15 protein-coding genes are annotated in these 17,627 nt (G+C 64.8%); 6 read left to right on the top strand and 9 right to left on the bottom strand.

The annotated features are described in order from the left end of the window. Nucleotides 1-6 precede the first annotated feature (6 nt). From MBEBAB_RS02015 to MBEBAB_RS18515, 3 genes are all read right to left on the bottom strand, one after another. Nucleotides 7-3,075 carry an Eco57I restriction-modification methylase domain-containing protein gene (locus tag MBEBAB_RS02015; RefSeq protein ID WP_021696255.1) on the bottom strand — a complete coding sequence of 1,023 codons (3,069 nt, stop codon included), beginning with the start codon at nucleotides 3,073-3,075 and terminating at the stop codon, nucleotides 7-9. 214 nt (nucleotides 3,076-3,289) lie between these two features. Then, on the bottom strand, nucleotides 3,290-4,825 hold the full coding sequence (locus tag MBEBAB_RS02010) for an Eco57I restriction-modification methylase domain-containing protein (protein WP_200865089.1): 1,536 nt from the start codon (nucleotides 4,823-4,825) through the stop codon (nucleotides 3,290-3,292). Beyond that, on the bottom strand, nucleotides 4,822-5,013 hold the full coding sequence (locus MBEBAB_RS18515; protein WP_081703374.1) for a ribbon-helix-helix domain-containing protein: 192 nt from the start codon (nucleotides 5,011-5,013) through the stop codon (nucleotides 4,822-4,824). Before MBEBAB_RS18515 ends, MBEBAB_RS02010 begins: the two co-directional genes overlap by 4 nt. Before the next feature lie 426 nt (nucleotides 5,014-5,439). Between MBEBAB_RS18515 and katG the strand changes: the two genes are divergently transcribed. From katG to truA, 3 genes are all read left to right on the top strand, one after another. Continuing rightward, a complete protein-coding gene (katG, locus tag MBEBAB_RS02005) occupies nucleotides 5,440-7,680 on the top strand; it encodes a catalase/peroxidase HPI (RefSeq protein WP_021696252.1) in 2,241 nt (746 codons plus the stop codon). Nucleotides 7,681-7,787: 107 nt separating this feature from the next. Next, a complete protein-coding gene (gene fmt, locus MBEBAB_RS02000; protein ID WP_021696251.1) occupies nucleotides 7,788-8,702 on the top strand; it encodes a methionyl-tRNA formyltransferase in 915 nt (304 codons plus the stop codon). Next, nucleotides 8,702-9,454, top strand: a complete 753-nt coding sequence (gene truA, locus MBEBAB_RS01995) for a tRNA pseudouridine(38-40) synthase TruA (protein WP_021696250.1) — start codon at nucleotides 8,702-8,704, stop codon at nucleotides 9,452-9,454. Before fmt ends, truA begins: the two co-directional genes overlap by 1 nt. A gap of 4 nt (nucleotides 9,455-9,458) precedes the next feature. Here the strand turns inward: truA and MBEBAB_RS01990 are convergent, their stop codons facing one another. Beyond that, the gene (locus tag MBEBAB_RS01990) at nucleotides 9,459-9,593 is read right to left on the bottom strand and encodes an entericidin A/B family lipoprotein (RefSeq protein WP_021696249.1); all 135 of its coding nucleotides are present in this window, start codon (nucleotides 9,591-9,593) and stop codon (nucleotides 9,459-9,461) included. A 30-nt stretch (nucleotides 9,594-9,623) separates the two neighbouring features. On the opposite strand from MBEBAB_RS01990, the gene MBEBAB_RS01985 reads away from it, so the two are divergent. Together MBEBAB_RS01985 and MBEBAB_RS16755 are read left to right on the top strand one after the other, a co-directional pair. After that, nucleotides 9,624-11,402, top strand: a complete 1,779-nt coding sequence (locus MBEBAB_RS01985; RefSeq protein WP_021696248.1) for a thiamine pyrophosphate-binding protein — start codon at nucleotides 9,624-9,626, stop codon at nucleotides 11,400-11,402. Nucleotides 11,403-11,529: 127 nt separating this feature from the next. Beyond that, a complete protein-coding gene (locus tag MBEBAB_RS16755) occupies nucleotides 11,530-12,726 on the top strand; it encodes a tyrosine-type recombinase/integrase (protein WP_045318690.1) in 1,197 nt (398 codons plus the stop codon). Between the two features lie 197 nt (nucleotides 12,727-12,923). Here MBEBAB_RS16755 and merA read toward each other — a convergent pair whose 3' ends face one another. The 5 genes from merA to MBEBAB_RS01955 all read right to left on the bottom strand — a co-directional run bounded on the left by merA (nucleotide 12,924) and on the right by MBEBAB_RS01955 (nucleotide 17,030). Beyond that, nucleotides 12,924-14,408: a mercury(II) reductase gene (merA, locus tag MBEBAB_RS01975; protein ID WP_021696246.1), complete on the bottom strand. Its 1,485-nt coding sequence runs from the start codon at nucleotides 14,406-14,408 to the stop codon at nucleotides 12,924-12,926. Nucleotides 14,409-14,475: 67 nt separating this feature from the next. Continuing rightward, nucleotides 14,476-15,831, bottom strand: a complete 1,356-nt coding sequence (locus MBEBAB_RS01970) for a dihydrolipoyl dehydrogenase family protein (RefSeq protein ID WP_021696245.1) — start codon at nucleotides 15,829-15,831, stop codon at nucleotides 14,476-14,478. A 65-nt stretch (nucleotides 15,832-15,896) separates the two neighbouring features. Beyond that, nucleotides 15,897-16,139 (bottom strand): mercury resistance system transport protein MerF, encoded by a 243-nt coding sequence (gene merF / locus MBEBAB_RS01965; protein ID WP_021696244.1) that lies wholly within the window; start codon nucleotides 16,137-16,139, stop codon nucleotides 15,897-15,899. Nucleotides 16,140-16,292: 153 nt separating this feature from the next. Beyond that, nucleotides 16,293-16,622, bottom strand: coding sequence for a cation transporter (locus MBEBAB_RS15430; protein WP_021696243.1), 330 nt, complete (start codon nucleotides 16,620-16,622; stop codon nucleotides 16,293-16,295). A gap of 12 nt (nucleotides 16,623-16,634) precedes the next feature. Then, nucleotides 16,635-17,030, bottom strand: a complete 396-nt coding sequence (locus MBEBAB_RS01955; RefSeq protein ID WP_021696242.1) for a mercuric transporter MerT family protein — start codon at nucleotides 17,028-17,030, stop codon at nucleotides 16,635-16,637. A gap of 77 nt (nucleotides 17,031-17,107) precedes the next feature. Between MBEBAB_RS01955 and MBEBAB_RS01950 the strand changes: the two genes are divergently transcribed. After that, on the top strand, nucleotides 17,108-17,515 hold the full coding sequence (locus tag MBEBAB_RS01950) for a MerR family transcriptional regulator (RefSeq protein ID WP_045318677.1): 408 nt from the start codon (nucleotides 17,108-17,110) through the stop codon (nucleotides 17,513-17,515). Nucleotides 17,516-17,627: the final 112 nt, after the last annotated feature.

Here is a 17,627-nt window from a genome sequence, read left to right as displayed (position 1 = left end):
TTGTAATCATGAAGGTACAGGCACTGCCTTGGCCAGAGCCATATCTGTCGCCGACAGTAAAAACAACGCGCTGACACGGGCTTCAATACGTTCGCGCAGCGCGACCGCGTTGCGCTCATGGAGCGTTTTCTGGCGCGGTGTGCGTGCCGCCAGTATGGCATCGTTGGCGTCGATCAGCTGACGAACCAGCGTTTCAATCTCGGTGCGCTGCACCAGCGTCGCCGGCGGAATCGGCAGATGCTCGATGAACTGCTTGCCGTGAGAATAGTAACCGCCCCGGAAGGGGCTTGTGTGCGTCCTGACCATCGCTTCGCTCAGGGGATGATGCAGCACCGCCAGCAGGAAGAAATTGCTTTCCGGTGCGCCGTCCTGCGGGCGGATCATGTAATACGGGCCGTTCCCGCCGCCAGTCATCATGATGTTGCTTTCGTCGTAAGCATAGCGGGCTTCGAGCGAGAGAATGGGAAGGATGATCTTCGGGCTGTCGAACTTCGTCAGGCTTTGGGAGCGGCCAAATTGGTAGAATTGCCGATCGGCGGCGGTGCCGCCGACGACATTGCGGCGCTCCAGTTCGGCCTTCCGCGCCGTCAGATACGCGAAGCACACGGGGAAGCGCCGCGCCATGTCTGCCGGTTGGATCAGCCGGGCCGTGGTGCGGGCAGCATGGACGATCTCATAAGGGAAGATCATCCATGCGTTCGCTTCGGCCCGTGTAAAGGGATAGAGCTTGGCATCATGCAGGCAGGGCCGGAGAATGCCGCGCTCGATCGGCCAGTCCCTGCCGTCCCATCGTAGCGTTACCGTGTCGGCCGTCTCGGCCGCCGCGCGGAAAATATAGATCGGATCGGCGCTGGTCTGGACGCCGACGAAGATTTCCGCCGCGTTCCCCAGCTCGCGGCCGCAGGCCGCCCGCACACGCGCGAACAGCGCGCGCGTGTCGTCGTCCGCGAACTGCCAAGGATCATCCGTCAGTTCGGCCGCCGGCAGCACATTCCGGGGGCCCGGCGTCCCGTAGCGCCACGGCTCCAGAGCCTCGACGCGCTCCACCATCACATCGGCCTTGCCCTGCCGGTCGAGGATCAGCAGGCAGGTGTAATTCGCCGCCTGCCGCCCGAAGACCTGCTGCACGCCGAAATGCACGATCTCTTCAAGGATATGGTTGGCCGTCACTAGATGGCGGAGCGCACGCCCTGCCTGAATCGTCATGAATTTGTGCGGGATGATGACGCCAAGCCGCCCGTCCGGTCGGACAAGAGACAAGGACCGCTCGATAAACAGCGCATACTTGTCGAAATTGTCCTGCCGCGCTGTCGTGTAGGGCGAGGCGGCGTTTTGATAGAAAGCGGCTTCTTCCGGGGAATACGCCTGCATGTTCTGGATGCGGATATAGGGCGGGTTCCCCACGATCACGTCAAACCCGCCCCGCGCCGTTTCGGCGGGGAACTCGTCGGCCCACGAGAATGGGTTGACCTTCTCCAGCAACTGGGCCGGCAGCGCACCCCGCGCGGCCGTCCATTCCGCTTGACTGACGAGGCTGTTGCCCGCCCGCAGCGTTCCGTCCAGCTCCGGAAGGGCCGGCGTGCCAGTGCGCCCAACGTAATCGCGGAGACCGGCCGCGCCTTCGTCCTCGATCAGCTTCAGGAGAAGGCTGAAGCGGGCCACCTCTACGGCATTGGCATCAATGTCCACGCCTCGGACATGGGCAAGCAGAATGCGGCGCTTTTCCTCGAAGGTGAGCCGCCACAGTCCTGCCCCGGCTTCGTAGATCGTCCGACCGACATGCGCCGCGCGGTCGTTGGCCTGATACCAAGCCAGATAATGGTCGGTCAGGAACTCGAACACCGAGAGCAGGAAGATGCCGGAGCCGCAGCAAATGTCGGCAACCGTGAACACCGCCAGATCGGTCGGGGCCTTGCCGGCGAGGCGCGGGCCAAGCGTGCGCTGAACGATGGCGTCAACGATGTAGCGGGGCGTCGGCACCACGCCACCGCTTTCCCGGACTTCCGGCTTGCTGGAGATCTCGACCGCGCCGGCAGCGTCGATCGTGATGATCTCGCCCAGGAACTGCTCGTAAATTTCACCAAGCACTTCGGTTTCGACCACGGCGAAGGTATATGGACTCTGCGGATAATATAGCTCGTTGATGATCCCGCTCAGCACATCATCGCTTACGCGGACGCCCAGCCGGGCGTCATCGAGAAGCCGGAACAGGCCGGAATCGTAGAAGGCATCCGCTCGCCGCAGCTCCGCCAGTAAGGCATTGAAACTGCCGTCGCCGGCAGCGAGGTCGCGCAGGGTTTCATAGCGTTCAATGTCGCGGTCTTCACAGATGCGCAGGAATACGATCCGCAAAAGAAAAAGCTGCACCGCATAGGTAAGTTCTTCCGGCGAGAGGCCGGGCGTGTTGCAGTGAATGTCCTGCGCCAGCCGCTCGCGCCACGAACGCACCTGGCGGAGGAAGAAATCGTCGAACTGTTCCGCCCCATGGCGCGTCACATCGACGGAGAAACGCCGGTCGAAATCACCCGAATAGACCGCCGCGCGGGAGAGCAGCGGCCACAGCTCGTCAAAGCGAGCCTCGAGCTCGTCGTAGCGCACCAGCAGAATGCGCGCGACATTCGCTTCGTCGGTCAGGTCGGGCTTGGGCTTACAGTCATAGACCGCAAGTTGATGGAAGTTGGTCAGCACCGCGATCGGCAGGCTGGCGGAATATCCGTAACGCCGCGTCTGAAACGCCGCGTCCCGGTTGCGGTCGATATGGATGCTCGGCTTTTTGGCTTCGACGAACAGCTTGCGTTGGCGGGCAAGGCGCAGTTCATAGTCCGGCTTCTTGGAGAGCCGCTCTTCGCCAACCTCAACCGTGGCCTCTTCAATGACTTCCCGCAGGCCAAGAGGCTGGCCAGCCGCATTGTGCACGTCCCATCCGAACGCCGCGAGTAATGGCGTGATGAAGTCGGTGCGGGCCTGCGTCTCGTTATAGACGGCGCGCAGATAGTCTGCTTCGTTGCGCCTGAAGCTCTGAACCAGCTCGCCGACCCGAGCGCGCGCGGCTGCCTTCAGGTCTGGACCGGTCATATCGCCTGTTTCCGCGTACCGCGCCGGCGCGAATTGCGACGGTCCCTCATCTGTGTCCAAACGCTTTTCAGAAGGTCGCAGTCTGCGGCGCTCAGGCCCATATGCTCGCGTAAGATAATTTTCGCGTTTTCCTCAAGCACCGCGTCCAAACGTCCGGCGCGGACAAGTTGATCGACGTCTTTAAGTGGCATGGCGCCGTTGAGCTTCGCCGGCATCAATAGCCGCTCGGCTTCGGTCGCTCCAGCTCTAATACGCCGCCGCCATAGCTACGCCCCTCGATCTCGGCCGAAGCGGCTGTAAGCCATGTATAGGTATTGGCGATCACCCGCTCCGGCTTCGCACCATGGCTGCGCATCCGGTGGATTGTGTCGGTGGAGGTCGCCCCTGAAGCATTCAACACCATGCGCGGAAAGTCATAAATTTGCCGGAAGGCAAAGCCATCCGGCACCCAAACAGAAGGTACCAGATACCACGGTTTGCGGATTGAGCATTTGTATCCCTTGTGGAACTCCTTCCGTTCGCCATCCTCAATGTATTGCCGTAACTTAGCACTCAATTCGCTGGCCTGTGCCGCGCTGATATTGAGCAGATGCACGCGGTTTCCATCGGCGGCAAGGGATATCCAATCGGCCTTGCCGAGCTGGCTTCCTTTGAGCTGCACGGAACGCGACACTAAAGGTGTCGTGTAGCCTTCAAGGCCGAAGTCTTTGACCTGATCAGTTGAAAGTACGAAAAACTCATTCTTACCCGTGACCACGCCCACGTCGATACTTGCGTGTGTGGACATGGAGGAGGTGATTTCTGCATCGCGTAGCTCACGCATGAAAGAAATCTGCCGGTTGTCTAGGAAGTATTTCAGCCACTTCTCACTGTCATGGCAAATGATCTTCGGTTCGGCCCGATCGAGCAGCAGGGCGGGCCGGATGTCGGTGATGTCGGCCACCGTCTCCGCCGCCGTCAGCGCGACCCGGCAGGTGTTGTCTTCGGTTGCGGCGGCCAGTGCGCCATCTGCCAGCAGCAGCACAACCTCCTGTTCAGCGTTCTCAAAGAACAGCTCGTTGCAGGCGATAACGTCGATACGCTCGAAATGATCTGTCAGGTACGACCGGAGTTGAGCAGCATAGGTGACTTGTAGAATTTCCGCCGGCAGGACGAGCGCCAAGCGGCCACCCGGTTTTAGGCTGGCCGTCGCCGCAACGACGAACGGCACCCAGATGTTGGTCAGACGGTTCGGTTTCAGCCCCTGATCGCCCATGATCGCCATGGCGCGGGCGCGGTGCGGTTCGGGGAAAGACTGATAACGAATAAAGGGAGGATTGCCCACGATCACGTCGAAAGCGGGTTGATCGGTTCCCTGCCACCAACCGAAGAAATCCGAGTTGCAAACGATTTTGTCCGCGGCTTTTCCGAGATCGGGGCGCAGGCGTTCCGTCGCCGCGCGCGCTTCTGCGGTGACGATCTCAACACCGGTGAGGTGATGTGGAATCTTCGCAGGTGTCACGCCCAACGACAAAAGTCTCTGGGCGGCTGCTTCCAAGAAAGCGCCATCACCACAGCTCGGCTCCAGTACGGTGTCATCAGCAGACTGGATCGCCCATTCACAAAGCCACGCTGCGACCTGTGCAGACGTGTAGTAGCCACCTCGCAACTTGTCTTTGTCTAGGTCAGCAAAGCGACCGCGCGGTGACACTGTAGAGGCGGCAACCTTTGACTTAGGAGCGCGGGGTTTGGTGGTGCGAGCGGAAGTCATTCTTTCCCCATATGAAGCAGAGGCATGTCTTCCTTGAGGAGACGGTCAACCGCTTCGCGGACGACCCATGCTACTGATACTCGATTCTTGCGGGCTATCTCGTTTAGCTCCCTATGCTGCTCCGCTGTCAGGCTGACTGACAGGCGATGGGCCGACTTGTCATCGTGGACATGTGGTGCGTTTTGCATAGCGGCTCTAAAGTGATTTGCCTTTGCACCACCTTGCACCACATCGGTGCAAGGCGCAACGCGGCCCTCGACTACCTCGACCGATTTTCTGCCGAAGCAGATGTAGCCCGACGCATCGTCCCTGGATGTTTGTAAGCACATATCCAGGTCACCTAAATTTATGCCAGACGCCACCCTCCAGTCGTAAGACCGCCGCCGATCAGCTTTCCTCGAAAGAGGGGCTTTAGAGGGCTATAGCGTAGACGTAGTTATCATCATCGCCCGGCGTGGCGCGCCATTCTTCTTTTCCCGGTCCCGTTCCCGCGCCGGCCTCGTCTGCGCCTCCCCATAGATTTTTTGATCACTGGAGAAAAAGTTTATCGATTTTCCTTTTGCGCTCGCCTGGCCTAGGGTTGCGGCCTGACCAGCGATAAACGGAGGAAAATCATGGACGGTGAACAGGACGGCGGTTGCCCGATGAAGAAGCAAGGGGCCATGCGCTCCCTGCTGGGACGCACCAACCGTGATTGGTGGCCCAACCAGCTTTCGCTGGAGATTCTGCATCAGCAGGGGATCAACGGCGATCCCATGGGCGACGACTTCGACTACGCCGAGGCTTTCAAGGCCCTGGACTATGATGCGGTCAAACGTGACCTGCACGCCCTGATGACCGACAGCCAGCCCTGGTGGCCGGCGGACTACGGCCACTACGGCCCCTTCTTCATCCGCATGGCCTGGCATTCGGCCGGCACCTACCGCACCGGCGACGGCCGCGGCGGCTCGAGCTCGGGCTCGCAGCGCTTCGCACCCCTGAACAGCTGGCCGGACAACGCCAATCTGGACAAGGCCCGGCGCCTGTTGTGGCCCATCAAGCAGAAGTACGGCGCCCAGCTGTCCTGGGCGGATCTGATGATCATGGCCGGCAATGTGGCCATTGAATCCATGGGCGGGCCCGTATTCGGCTTCGGCGGCGGCCGCGCTGACATCTGGGAGCCCGAGAAGGACATCTACTGGGGCACCGAGGAGGAGTGGGTCGGCTCGGAAGGCGCCCCGACCCGCATCCAGCCCGACAAGGAAATGGTGCTTGAGAACCCGCTGGCCGCCATCCAGATGGGTCTGATCTACGTCAATCCGGAAGGCCCGGGCGGCAATCCCGACCCGCTCCAGTCCGGCCGCGACATTCGCGAGACCTTCGCCCGCATGGGCATGAATGACGAGGAGACCGTCGCCCTCACCGCCGGCGGCCACACCTTCGGCAAGTGCCACGGGGCCGGCGACGCCTCCAAGATCGGGGCCGAGCCCGAGGGCGCCGATATCGCCCAGCAGGGCCTGGGCTGGCAGTCCGGCCACGAGAGCGGCATGGGCGACCACACCATCACCTCGGGCCTCGAAGGCGCCTGGACCCCCACGCCGATCCAGTGGGACATGACCTATTTCGAGATGCTGCTGGACCACGAGTACGAACTGGTCCGCAGCCCGGCGGGCGCGCAGCAGTGGCAGCCGGTCGGCAATCCCGAGGACACGCTGGCCCCGGCCGCGCACACCCCTGGCAAGCGCGTCCCGACCATGATGACCACGGCCGACATGGCCATGAAGATGGACCCGGAGTATCGCAAGATCTCCGAGCGCTTCCGCGCCAATCCGGACCAGTTCGCCGACGCCTTCGCCCGCGCCTGGTTCAAGCTGTGCCACCGCGACATGGGCCCCAAGGCCCGCTACCTGGGCCCGGAAGTCCCGGCCGAGGACCTGATCTGGCAGGACCCCATCCCGCCGCTGGACCACCCGGTGGTGGACGCCAACGACATCAGGACGCTGAAGGGCAAGATCGCGGACTCGGGCCTGAGCGTGTCCGAGCTGGTCACCACCGCCTGGGCATCGGCCTCGACCTATCGCGGATCGGACCACCGGGGCGGCGCCAACGGCGGCCGCATTCGTCTGGAGCCGCAGCGCAGCTGGAAGGTCAATCAGCCGGAGCAGCTGGCGAAGGTTCTGCAGGTCTATGAAGGCATCAAGGCCGACTTCGACGCCTCGGCCGCGGGCGGCCGCAAGGTCTCCATCGCCGACCTGATCGTCCTGGGCGGCTCCGTCGGCATCGAGCAGGCGGCGAAGGCCGCGGGTCACGAGGTGGAGGTTCCCTTCACCCCCGGCCGCACCGACGCCAGCGCCGAACAGACCGACGCCGACGGCTTCGACGTTCTGGAGCCGAAGGTCGACGGTTTCCGCAACTATCTGGGCGTGCGCTACACCGTGCCGACCGAGGAAGTGCTGATCGACCGGGCCCAGCTGCTGGGCCTCAGCGCCCCGCAGATGACGGTTCTGGTGGGCGGCCTGCGGGTGCTGGGGGCCAACCATGGCGGCTCGAAGCACGGCGTGCTCACCGACCGTCCCGGTCAGCTGACCAACGACTTCTTCGTCAACCTGCTCGACATGGGTACGGCCTGGAAGGAAGTGGACGACCGGGGCGACGAGGTCTTCCTCGGCACCTGCCGCAAGTCCCACGAAGAGAAGTGGACCGCCACCCGTACGGATCTGGTGTTCGGCTCCAACTCGCAGCTGCGCGCCCTGTCGGAGGTCTATGCGGCCTCGGACGCCAAGGCGAAGTTCGTCAAGGACTTCATCGCGGCCTGGGTGCAGGTCATGAACGCCGACCGCTTCGACCTGGCCCCGGCCCTGCGCCGCGCGGCCTGATCCGGATCCGCCGCCGCGTCGGGATCGTCCCGGCGCGGCGGTGATCAGGGTGGAGCGCCGCCGCCCCTCGCCTTGTGGCGGACGTCCGCATGAGGCAAAGCCCCGCCATGCGCATCGCCTTCATGGGAACCCCCGACTTCGCCGTGCCGTCGCTGGCCGAGCTGATCGCCGCCGGACACGAGATCGTGGCCGTCTATTCACAGCCGCCCCGGCCCCGGGGGCGAGGCCAGAAGCTGACCTCCTCGCCGGTCCACGCCTTCGCCGAGAGCATGGGCCTGCCGGTGTTCACGCCAGACAGCATGAAGGCGCCCGACGCCATCGAGACCTTCCGCTCGCTGGATCTGGATGCGGCGGCGGTGGTGGCCTACGGCCAGATCCTCAAGACCGGGGTGCTGGAGGCGCCGCGTCTGGGCTGTTTCAACCTGCACGGCAGCCTGCTGCCCCGCTGGCGGGGCGCGGCGCCCATCCAGCGCGCCATCATGGCCGGCGACCGCCAGACCGGCGTTCAGATCATGCGCATGTCCGAAGGTCTGGACGAGGGCCCGATCCTGCTGTCCGAGGTTATGGACATTCGCGACGACGATACCGCCGCCACCCTGTCGGACCGCATGGCCCACGTTGGCGCCGGGCTGTGGCCCCGCGCTCTGGCGGCCATCGAGCGCGGGGGCGCAACTCCGGTGGAACAGACGGGCGAGCCCACCTATGCGAAAAAGATCACCCCCGCTGAGGCGCGCATCGACTGGTCCCGTCCGGCGGCCGAAGTCGACTGTCACATCCGCGGCCTCTCACCCTTCCCCGGCGCCTGGTTCGAGGGGCCGGACGGCGCCCGCATCAAGGCGCTGATGTCCCGCGTAGAGGATGGCTCGGGCCCGGCCGGACACGCGCTGGACGACCGTCTTCTGATCGCCTGCGGGACCGGCGCGGTGCGCCTGGCGCGGGTCCAGCGCGAGGGCAAGGGGGCGCAGGCGACCGAGGAGTTTGTGCGCGGTTACGCCATCGCGTCAGGAACGGTGCTGGGCTGATGCCGCGCTATCGTCTGACGCTGGAGTACGACGGCTCGGTCTTCAACGGCTATCAGGCCCAGGACAACCTGCCGACGGTGCAGGGGGTGGTGGAAGCGGCGATTCTGGCCTTCTGCGGCCAGGCCATCCGGTTGCAGGCCGCGGGGCGGACAGACACCGGCGTCCACGCCACAGGTCAGGTGGTGCACGCGGACCTGGACAGGGACTGGCCCGCCCGGACCGTGATGAACGCGCTCAACGCGCACATGATCGCGGCGCCCGTGTCCGTGCTGGCCTGCGAGATCGGCGGGCTGGATGACCGGGGCGAGGAGTGGCACGCCCGGTTCTCGGCGCGCGAGCGGCGCTATCTGTACCGCATCCTCAACCGCCCGGCCCCGCCCGCCCTCGACAAGGGCCGGGTGTGGCATGTGAAGAAGCCGCTGGACGTGGACGCCATGCAGGCCGCGGCGCAGGTCTTCGTGGGCCACCACGACTTCACCACCTTCCGCGATGTGAACTGCCAGTCGAAGTCGCCGGAGAAGACCCTGGACGTGGCCCGGGTCACCCGCACCGGCGAGGAGGTTCACCTGACCTTCGCGGCCCGGTCGTTCCTGCACCGGCAGGTGCGCTCCATGACCGGCACCTTGGCCGAGGTGGGCGCCGGCCGCTGGACCCTCGAGGACGTGCGCGCGGCGCTGGACGCGCGTGACCGCGCCGCCTGCGGCCCCGTGGCCCCGTCCTGCGGCCTGTATCTGACCGGCGTGGGCTACTGAGCGATCAGCAGCTGCCCTGAACGGTGCACTGCACGCCCTGGCCTGCGGCCTCCAGATCCTGGCCCACGCCGCGCACGGTGTTGCAGGCGGACACGGTCAGGGTGAGGGCGGCGATGGCGAGTACGGCGATCTTGCGCATGGGAAATCTCCACGAAAATTCGATAGCGGAATGTCCAGCTTCGCCGTGGGTTCCGCAAGCGCAATAGGCGCCGCCGCACGCGATCTGCTAGTCACCGTGGCCATGACGCAAACCCGCTCCCAGCCGCAAGGCACCGCCGCCCGCCGCCTCGTCGAGACCCTCGTCGTGAACGGCATCGACACCGTGTTCTGCGTGCCGGGCGAAAGCTATCTGGCCGTTCTGGACGCCCTGGCCGACGTGAAGGACCAGATTCGGGTCGTCACCTGCCGCCACGAGGCGGGCGCCGCCAACATGGCCGAGGCCTATGGCAAGCTGACCGGCAAGCCGGGCCTCTGCATGGTCACCCGCGGGCCGGGCGCCACCCATGCTTCGATCGGCGTGCACACGGCGCATCAGGACTCCACGCCCATGATCCTGTTCGTGGGCCAGATCGCCCTGACCGATCGGGGACGTGGCGCCTTTCAGGAGGTGGACTACCGCGAGGTGTTCGGCGGCCTGGCCAAATGGGCCACCGAGATCGAGACGCCTGCCCGGACGGTCGAGATCGTGGAGCGCGCCTTCGCCACCGCCCTTCAGGGCCGCATGGGCCCGGTGGTCGTGGCCCTGCCCGAGAACATCCTGCACGACGACGGCGGACCGGCCCCGGTCCGCGCCGTAACGCCCGCGCGCTCGGCCCTGCCCGCCGCCTTTGTGGCGCAGGTGCGCGAGACGCTGGCGAAGGCCGAACGCCCCCTGCTGGTGCTGGGCGGGTCCGGCTGGACACAGGAGGCCTCGGACGCGGTGGCAGGGTGGTGCGAGCGCATCGGCCTGCCGGTCAGTCTGTCGTTCCGGCGCAAGGACATTCTGAAAAACGACCACCCCTGCTACGTGGGCGACCTGGGTCTGGGCTGCAATCCGAAGCTGATCGCCCGGGCGAAAGGCGCGGACCTGATCATCGCCGTCGGCGCCCGGCTGGGCGAAAACCCCACCCAGGGCTACACCCTGTTCGAGCGCGAGGGTCTGGCCGACCGGCTGATCCATATCCACCCCGGCCCCGAGGAGCTGGGCCGGGTCTGGCCGACCCTGCTGTCGGCGGCGGCGGACAATTCCCTTGCCGCCCTGGCGCTTTCAGAGATCGATCCGGGCCGCACCTGGCATGACGAGGCCGCGATCGGTCACGGGGACTATCAGGCGTTCTCCACCCCGGTCCCGGTCACCGGCGCGGTGAACATGAGCGAATGCATGGCGCATCTCAACGACGCCGTGCCGCCCGACGCCGTGGTCACCAACGGGGCGGGCAATTTCGCCGCCTGGCTGCACCGCTTCTATCGCCACAAGGCGTGCCGCACCCAGCTGGCGCCCACCTCGGGGGCCATGGGCTACGGCTTTCCCGCCGCCATCGGGGCCAAGGCCGTGCATCCGGACCGCGAGGTCATCTGCATCGCCGGCGACGGCGACTTCATGATGCTGGCCCAGGAGCTGGCCACGGCGGTCCAGCACGGGCTGAACATCATCACCGTGGTGGTGGATAACGGGACGTACGGCACCATCCGCATGCACCAGGAAGGCCACTATCCGGGCCGGGTCATCGCCACCGACCTGAAGAACCCGGACTTCGTGAAATATGCCGAGGCCTTCGGCGCGTTCGGGGTGCGCTGTGAACGGACCGAGGATTTCCCCTCGGCCCTGACGGCGGCCCGCGCGGCGGCGAAGACCCAGCCCGCCCTGATCCACCTGATCACCGACGCGAGGACATCGCTCCCAACCGCACCATCAGCGGGTTGCGCAAGGGGTAGGGGTTGCCCTCTCCCTCACGGGGAGAGGGGGTGATGTTACGGGTTTGTTTCTCTTCAGATTTGTCCACGCTCTAGGCCCGCACAGAGCCTATCCAGCCCATGGAGAGTCAAGGACTTAGGCCCTGAGGCGACACAGACCCTGCACAGGGAGCCCGGAGCCAATGGCCTTTTTGATCGACCCCCAGGAGCTGAAACCTGGCCTCATTCTCTTCCGCCGCGCCGACGTCCAGCACCGCAATTGGTACTGCCGCATCAAGGTGCCCGGTTCGGATCGCTACAAGACGGTCTCGCTCCGGACCGCCGATGTCACTTCGGCCAAGGAAGCGGCCTTCGACGCGGACGCGGACCTTCGCTTTCGGGTCAAGCACGACGTGCCGGTGTTCAATCGCACCTTCGCTCAGATCGCCAAGATGTATGCCGAGCATCAGAAAGCCCGGTCAGAGGCAGGCGAAATCACCCACCACCGGTGGGAGGTGGTGGACTCCATCATCCGAGCGCAACTCGACCGATACGTGGGACCGAAGCAGATCGCCCACGTCTCCCATGATGACTTCCTCGGCTATCCACTCTGGCGTCGCCAGAACGGTGAAGGCCGGGGCGGCCGCCCGGTGTCCGACGCCACCATCCGCTACGAAATGTCGATCTTCCGCTCCGTGCTCGCCTACGCGGCATCGAAGCGGTTCGTGCCCGAGAACCACGTCTACAAGGGCAAGCTACCCTTGGCGAAGGTCCGACGGGAGGAGTTCACCCCGGAGGAGTACCGCAAGCTCCATACCTTCGCGCGCGCCTGGATCAAGCGCGCCCGCAACGAGCGGTACCGCTGGCATCGGCAGCTCGCCTACAACTTCATTCTAATAATGTGCAACACGGGCATGCGGCCCGCTGAGGCGAAGAATCTCCGCTGGAGGGATGTGGCGATCCGCACGGATGCGGACGGACGTCGCCTTGTCGTTCTCAACGTGCGCGGCAAGGACAAGGCTCGCCAACTGGTCGCCGCCGGCAATGTCGCCGACTACCTGGAGCGAGTTCGCGACCTGACGAAAAAAGTCACGGCGCCCGAGGGCGCCGTCTTCATCAATGGCAAGGGCGATCCCGCAGCCACGCTCTATGCCGATCAAATCGAGGCGCTGCTTAGAGAAGCAGGCCTGCTTCTCAGCGCCTCAGGCTCGACCCGATCCACCTATTGCTTCCGCCACACCTACGCGACCTTCCGACTGACCGAGGGTGTCGACGTCTATTTCCTGTCGAAGCAGATGGGCACGTCGGTGCAGATGATTGAGGACCACTATGGGCACATCAACCCAGTGAAAAATGCTGGCCGCATCCTTCAAGGCCTTCCCGGTTGGGAGGCTGTTTAGCGCCAAGAGCGGACACCAACTGCCCGCCAACAAGACGACATTCCAATCGAGGCTCCGGGCTATCGAATGCCTGTGACCTCTCCGAGTGCCAAACACGGGAATCCGCTCTATTGCGGACAACAACATTCTCCGCCGCGATGCACTACCCGACCGTCACCTGATGCTCGGGGGTGAGGCAGCGGCCCAAATTGCTCGCTTCACCCCGCACAGCAGGAGAGCTTTGCTACATCCATGTCGAAGGTCTGTGCGGCGAGTTTCAGACCTTCGACCGTGGTCAGATAGGGGAAGATCGTCGCCCCCAGCTCGGCGGCCGTCATGCCGTGTTTGATCGCCAGCACCATCGTCTGAATTGCGTCCGCGCCTTCGGGGGCCATGATCTGCCCGCCGAGAAGGCGGTCCGTCGTCTTGTCGGCGATCAGTTTGATGAGCCCGCGTGTGTCGCGCGCTGCCAGTGCCCGGGGCACCTGATTGAGTGCGAGCAAGGACACCTTGATATCCAGTCCGCGCGCCCTCGCCGCCGTTTCAGTAAGGCCGACACTCGCGACCTGCGGGTCGGTGAATACCACCGCCGGCATGGTGCTGTTGTCGTAGCGATGGTCATTGCCGCCGACGGCGTTGCGCGCGGCCAGCTTCGCGGCATAGGCCGCCATATAGACGAACTGGTCACGCCCGGTGACGTCCCCGGCTGCGTAGACGCCTGGGGCCGTGGTCTCGAGATGGGCATCGACGACGATCCCGCCATGGCGGGACAATGCGACGCCCCGTGACTCCAGTCCCATGCCGTCACTGTTCGGCTGGCGGCCCGTCGCGATCAGCACCTGCTCTGCGGCGATGACCTCGACCGCCGCATCCCGGTCGCGCGCCGCGCCCTTGCCGGGCGGACGGTCGCAGGTGAGTTCGATCCCGTGCTTCGCGTGCACAATCCGCTGGTAGCCGACCCCGGTGCACACCCTGATACCCTCCGCCTCCAGATAGGTCTTAAGGGCGACGCTGAACTCCGGGTCCATGTCGGGCAACAGCCGGCTGCGGCAACAGATCGTGACGGCCACGCCAAGCCGGGCGAACATCTGTCCCAGTTCAACACCGACTACCCCACCGCCGATCACCAGCAGCGACCGGGGCAAACGTTCAAGCGCCAGCGCCGAAGTGCTAGTGAGCCACGGGACGCTATCCAGCCCCGGAATTTCGGGAACGGCGGCGCGCGCGCCCATCGCCAGAATAATCTTGCCGACCGGCATCGGTGCATCATCGACGAGCAACCTGCCGTCGACAAAGCGCGCCCGGCCTTCGACATAGGTCACGCCCGGATAGGCCGGCAGCAGGTCGACATATTTCTTCTGCCGCAGACCCGCGACCAGCTCATCCTTCGAGGCCGCGAGCGCAGCCCAGTCTTCCAGCTTGAGGCTGCCCCCCAGGCCGGGAAACCGACGGGAAGCCTGGCCGGCATGAACCGCTTCAGCGGCCCGGATCAATGTCTTGGACGGGACGCAGCCGACATTGACGCAGGTGCCGCCGATCGTCCCATGGCCGACCAGCGCCACCCGGGCACCCAGATCGGCTGCGGTGATCGCGGCGGAGAATCCCGCCGACCCCGCGCCGATGACGGCGACGTCGAAACTCGCATGGCCGGATTTTTTCGCGGTACCCGAACAGCAGTCGAGGTCCTTTGCGGGCTTGTTCATCGTGCAGTCCGTTCTGTTGGGTGGGCCAGTAGTGTCATGGGTTCAGCCGACGCGCGCGTGAGTGGCCTCAGACCATCGATCCGATGTCCGAGGCGAAGCTGGGGTAGGCAAAAATCATGGCCTTGATCTGGTTGGCGGTGAGCCCCGCGCCCATGGCCATGGCGAACAGATTGATCTGTTCCTCGGCCCCCGGCCCGATCAGATGCGCGCCGAGGATCAAGCCGGTTTTCTGTTCCACCAGCACCTTGAATCCGCTCGTGGTCGCCCCGACCCGCATCGACGAATACCAGCCGGAGGTCTTCTCGAAATGCGTATCGAACTCCAGACCCTTTTCCGTCGCCGCCGTCTCGGACAGCCCCACGGTCGCGACCGGCGGCAGGGTGAAGACCACGCTGGGTATCGGCGGATAGGACACGAGCCGTGCGTCCTTCCCGGCCAGAAGGTTCTTGCCCGCGATCCGCCCTTCATAGGCCGAGACCGGGGTCAGGTTCAGCCCGCTGTCGGCACAATCCCCGGCGGCGAAAATGGCGGGATTGGTGGTACGCATGGCGGCGTCGACCTTGATTCCGCGCTTCCCGGCGTCCACCCCTGCAGCCGGCAGGTTCAGATGGTCGATATTGGGCACGCGACCGGTCGCATGGACCACCAGATCGCAGGTCAGCACCTGGATGCCGGACGGCGTTTCATAGGACACGGCGAATTCGTCGCCCTGCTTCTCGACCTTGAGGACTTTCGCCTCGGTCTGCACGTCGATGCCCAGTTCGGTCGAGGCCTCCACCAGCATCGCCACCAGATCGGCGTCGAAGGGCCCGAGCGGCCGCCCGGCCATTTCCAGAACCGTGACGGCGCTGGCTCCGGCGCGTTGGGCGATATGGGCGAACTCCATGGCGATGAACCCCCCGCCGACAAAGACGATCCTGTCGGGGCGCTCGGACAACTCCAGAAATTCCGTGCTGGTCGTCAGCAGGTCCTCGCCGGGAATGTTCAGCGTCATCGGCCGTGCGCCGGTGGCGATGTGGAAATGCTTCGCGCGCAGGGTCTCGCCGTTTAGCGTGATCGTATCGCGCCCGATGAAGCGTGCTTCGCCATGCAGCGGGGTGATTCCGGCCTTGCGGAAGCCCGCTTCGATGCGCGACGGCATGGCGTCGGTGAAGGTGCGCTTGAACGCCATCATCTCGGGCCAGTTGACCGAGGGCCGCGCCTCCAGGCCCTTGCCGGCCATGGTGTGGGCCCAGTCCACGCCTTCGGTGACGGCAATCAGCATTTTCTTGGGATCACAGCCCCGCAGCGCACAGGTGCCGCCGTAGGGCAGGCTGTCGATGCTGGCGACTTTCCACCCCGCCGCCGCCGTCATCCGGGCGACGCCGTTGCCGCCGGTCCCGGCCCCGATCACGATCAGGTCGTAGTCATATGTGTCGGTCATGTCAGTCTTCTCCATTTCGGGGGCCTGCAGCCTCTGACGATCGGCGCTGTCCGGTGGGCCGTCGATCAGGTGGTCTTCATCCGCCGCCGACGCCGCCAGACGGCATAGACCGTCAACGCGGCGAACACGGCCAGCGCGGGCAGCAGCACAACATCGAGCCAGCCCGTCAGCGCAGAAAGCCCGACGACGCCCAGCAGCACCACCAGCACCGGAGCAAAGCAGCACAGCGCCACAATGACGGTGCCGATCACCCCCATCCGCAGCAGCAGGCTGTCGGTCCCGTCCGTCTTGTCAGCCTTGTCAGCCATAACGCCGTTTGATCCTGAAGACGCGCAGCCTTCCCCGGCTGCAGCCCGAGGCCGGGATGCACGCGATGCATTGCGTTGGTGGCCTGGTCCCACCCCCATGCGGGGGGGCGGGAGCTCTGGCGCCGATGAAGGCCGTCTTGTTGCCTGCGGGGCCTAGTTTTGTACGACGCGGGCGGGATAGCCGGCATTGGTCGAGGCGGCCGCGATCTGCGCGGCCGTGGCGCGCGCCGGGTCGTAGGTGGCGCGGGCCGTCTTTGCGGCGAAGTCCACTTCGACCGAGTTGACGCCCGGCACGCTCTCCATCGCCCTGCGCACCGTGATCGGGCAGGTGGCGCAGGTCATGTGCTCAATGGCGAAAGTCGTCTGCTGCTGGGCAGCGGCGGTCGCCGCCGGACGGTTCTGTGCCGGTCCATCAAACGCGACGGCGGCACCGACGCCAGCCACGGCCACAACGGCCAGGCCGATCAGAAATGTCTTTTTCATGGGTCTTTCCTCTCAGTAAAAATAGGGAGCCCACCAGTTGAGGGTGAGCGCGATGATGACGACGGCCAACCCGAACCAAAGGGCCAGTTTCGTGGTCCGCGCCGATTGCGGGCGAGCGCAGTAGGTCCCGTCCTCGCAGGGCGGCTTCGGCTTGAAATAGACGTGCCAGAACCCGTAGCCGAGCAGGGCCAGGGTGACGGCGGCGACATAGGGTTTGTACGGCTCAAGCGCCGTCAGGTTGGCGATCCACGCCCCTGAAATGCCAAGCATGACCAGCACCAGCGGAACGATGCAGCAGGCCGACGCCAGCACCGCGCCGATCAGCGCGCCGCCCGCGATCCATCGGCCCTGCTTCGCGCCCTCGTCCGGCGTTGATGCCGGTGGCTCCGGCTCCGGTGCTGAAAACATCGATAAGTTCTCTCGATTTCTTTCTGACTGATTTCAGCGTAATCCCTGTAGTTGCTACAGACACAAGGGCTTTTTTCATGGTGCTTCAGACGGGCTTGTTGCGGGCCCAATTGGCGAAGCTGACCGGGTGCAACCTCGAAACCATCCGCTATTACGAGAAGGTCGGACTGCTGCCCCCGCCGCCTCGTTCGGCCAACGGTTACCGGGTCTATTCGCCAGACCTGACGCAGCGGTTACGGTTCATCCTGCGTGCGCGGGATATCGGCTTCTCGATGGAGGAGACCCGCTCGCTGCTGGCGCTGACAGACACCGGGACCCAGACCTGTGCCGAGGTCAAACACAAGACCGAAGTGCAGCTGGAGGATGTGCGCGCCAAGATTGCCGATCTGCGGCGGATGGAACGGATCCTCGCCAACGCCGCCGCGAAATGCTCGGGCGGGGAAGTACCGGAATGCCCGGTTCTGGAGGCGCTTACGTCAGACTGAGGGCGCAGAGCGGACCCTGGTAAGGTCTGAAATGAGTCAGGGTCGGACATTCCCCTCTTCTGGCACGTCAACGTCGGCTGCTGACTCATAGCAAGGGTTTGGAGCGTCCGCT

Source organism: Brevundimonas abyssalis TAR-001 (assembly GCF_000466985.1).
Lineage (GTDB): Bacteria > Pseudomonadota > Alphaproteobacteria > Caulobacterales > Caulobacteraceae > Brevundimonas > Brevundimonas abyssalis.
The sequence above is the reverse complement of the archived record's forward strand: the minus strand, read 5'-3'. Positions and strand labels throughout refer to the sequence as shown.

Coding starts and splice junctions, on each gene's coding strand:
- MBEBAB_RS02015 (WP_021696255.1), bottom strand. CDS start 3,075: ATGACCGGTCCAGACCTGAAGGCAGCCGCGCGCGCTCGGGTCGGCGAG.
- MBEBAB_RS02010 (WP_200865089.1), bottom strand. CDS start 4,825: ATGACTTCCGCTCGCACCACCAAACCCCGCGCTCCTAAGTCAAAGGTT.
- MBEBAB_RS18515 (WP_081703374.1), bottom strand. CDS start 5,013: ATGCAAAACGCACCACATGTCCACGATGACAAGTCGGCCCATCGCCTG.
- katG (WP_021696252.1), top strand. CDS start 5,440: ATGGACGGTGAACAGGACGGCGGTTGCCCGATGAAGAAGCAAGGGGCC.
- fmt (WP_021696251.1), top strand. CDS start 7,788: ATGCGCATCGCCTTCATGGGAACCCCCGACTTCGCCGTGCCGTCGCTG.
- truA (WP_021696250.1), top strand. CDS start 8,702: ATGCCGCGCTATCGTCTGACGCTGGAGTACGACGGCTCGGTCTTCAAC.
- MBEBAB_RS01990 (WP_021696249.1), bottom strand. CDS start 9,593: ATGCGCAAGATCGCCGTACTCGCCATCGCCGCCCTCACCCTGACCGTG.
- MBEBAB_RS01985 (WP_021696248.1), top strand. CDS start 9,624: ATGTCCAGCTTCGCCGTGGGTTCCGCAAGCGCAATAGGCGCCGCCGCA.
- MBEBAB_RS16755 (WP_045318690.1), top strand. CDS start 11,530: ATGGCCTTTTTGATCGACCCCCAGGAGCTGAAACCTGGCCTCATTCTC.
- merA (WP_021696246.1), bottom strand. CDS start 14,408: ATGAACAAGCCCGCAAAGGACCTCGACTGCTGTTCGGGTACCGCGAAA.
- MBEBAB_RS01970 (WP_021696245.1), bottom strand. CDS start 15,831: ATGACCGACACATATGACTACGACCTGATCGTGATCGGGGCCGGGACC.
- merF (WP_021696244.1), bottom strand. CDS start 16,139: ATGGCTGACAAGGCTGACAAGACGGACGGGACCGACAGCCTGCTGCTG.
- MBEBAB_RS15430 (WP_021696243.1), bottom strand. CDS start 16,622: ATGAAAAAGACATTTCTGATCGGCCTGGCCGTTGTGGCCGTGGCTGGC.
- MBEBAB_RS01955 (WP_021696242.1), bottom strand. CDS start 17,030: ATGTTTTCAGCACCGGAGCCGGAGCCACCGGCATCAACGCCGGACGAG.
- MBEBAB_RS01950 (WP_045318677.1), top strand. CDS start 17,108: ATGGTGCTTCAGACGGGCTTGTTGCGGGCCCAATTGGCGAAGCTGACC.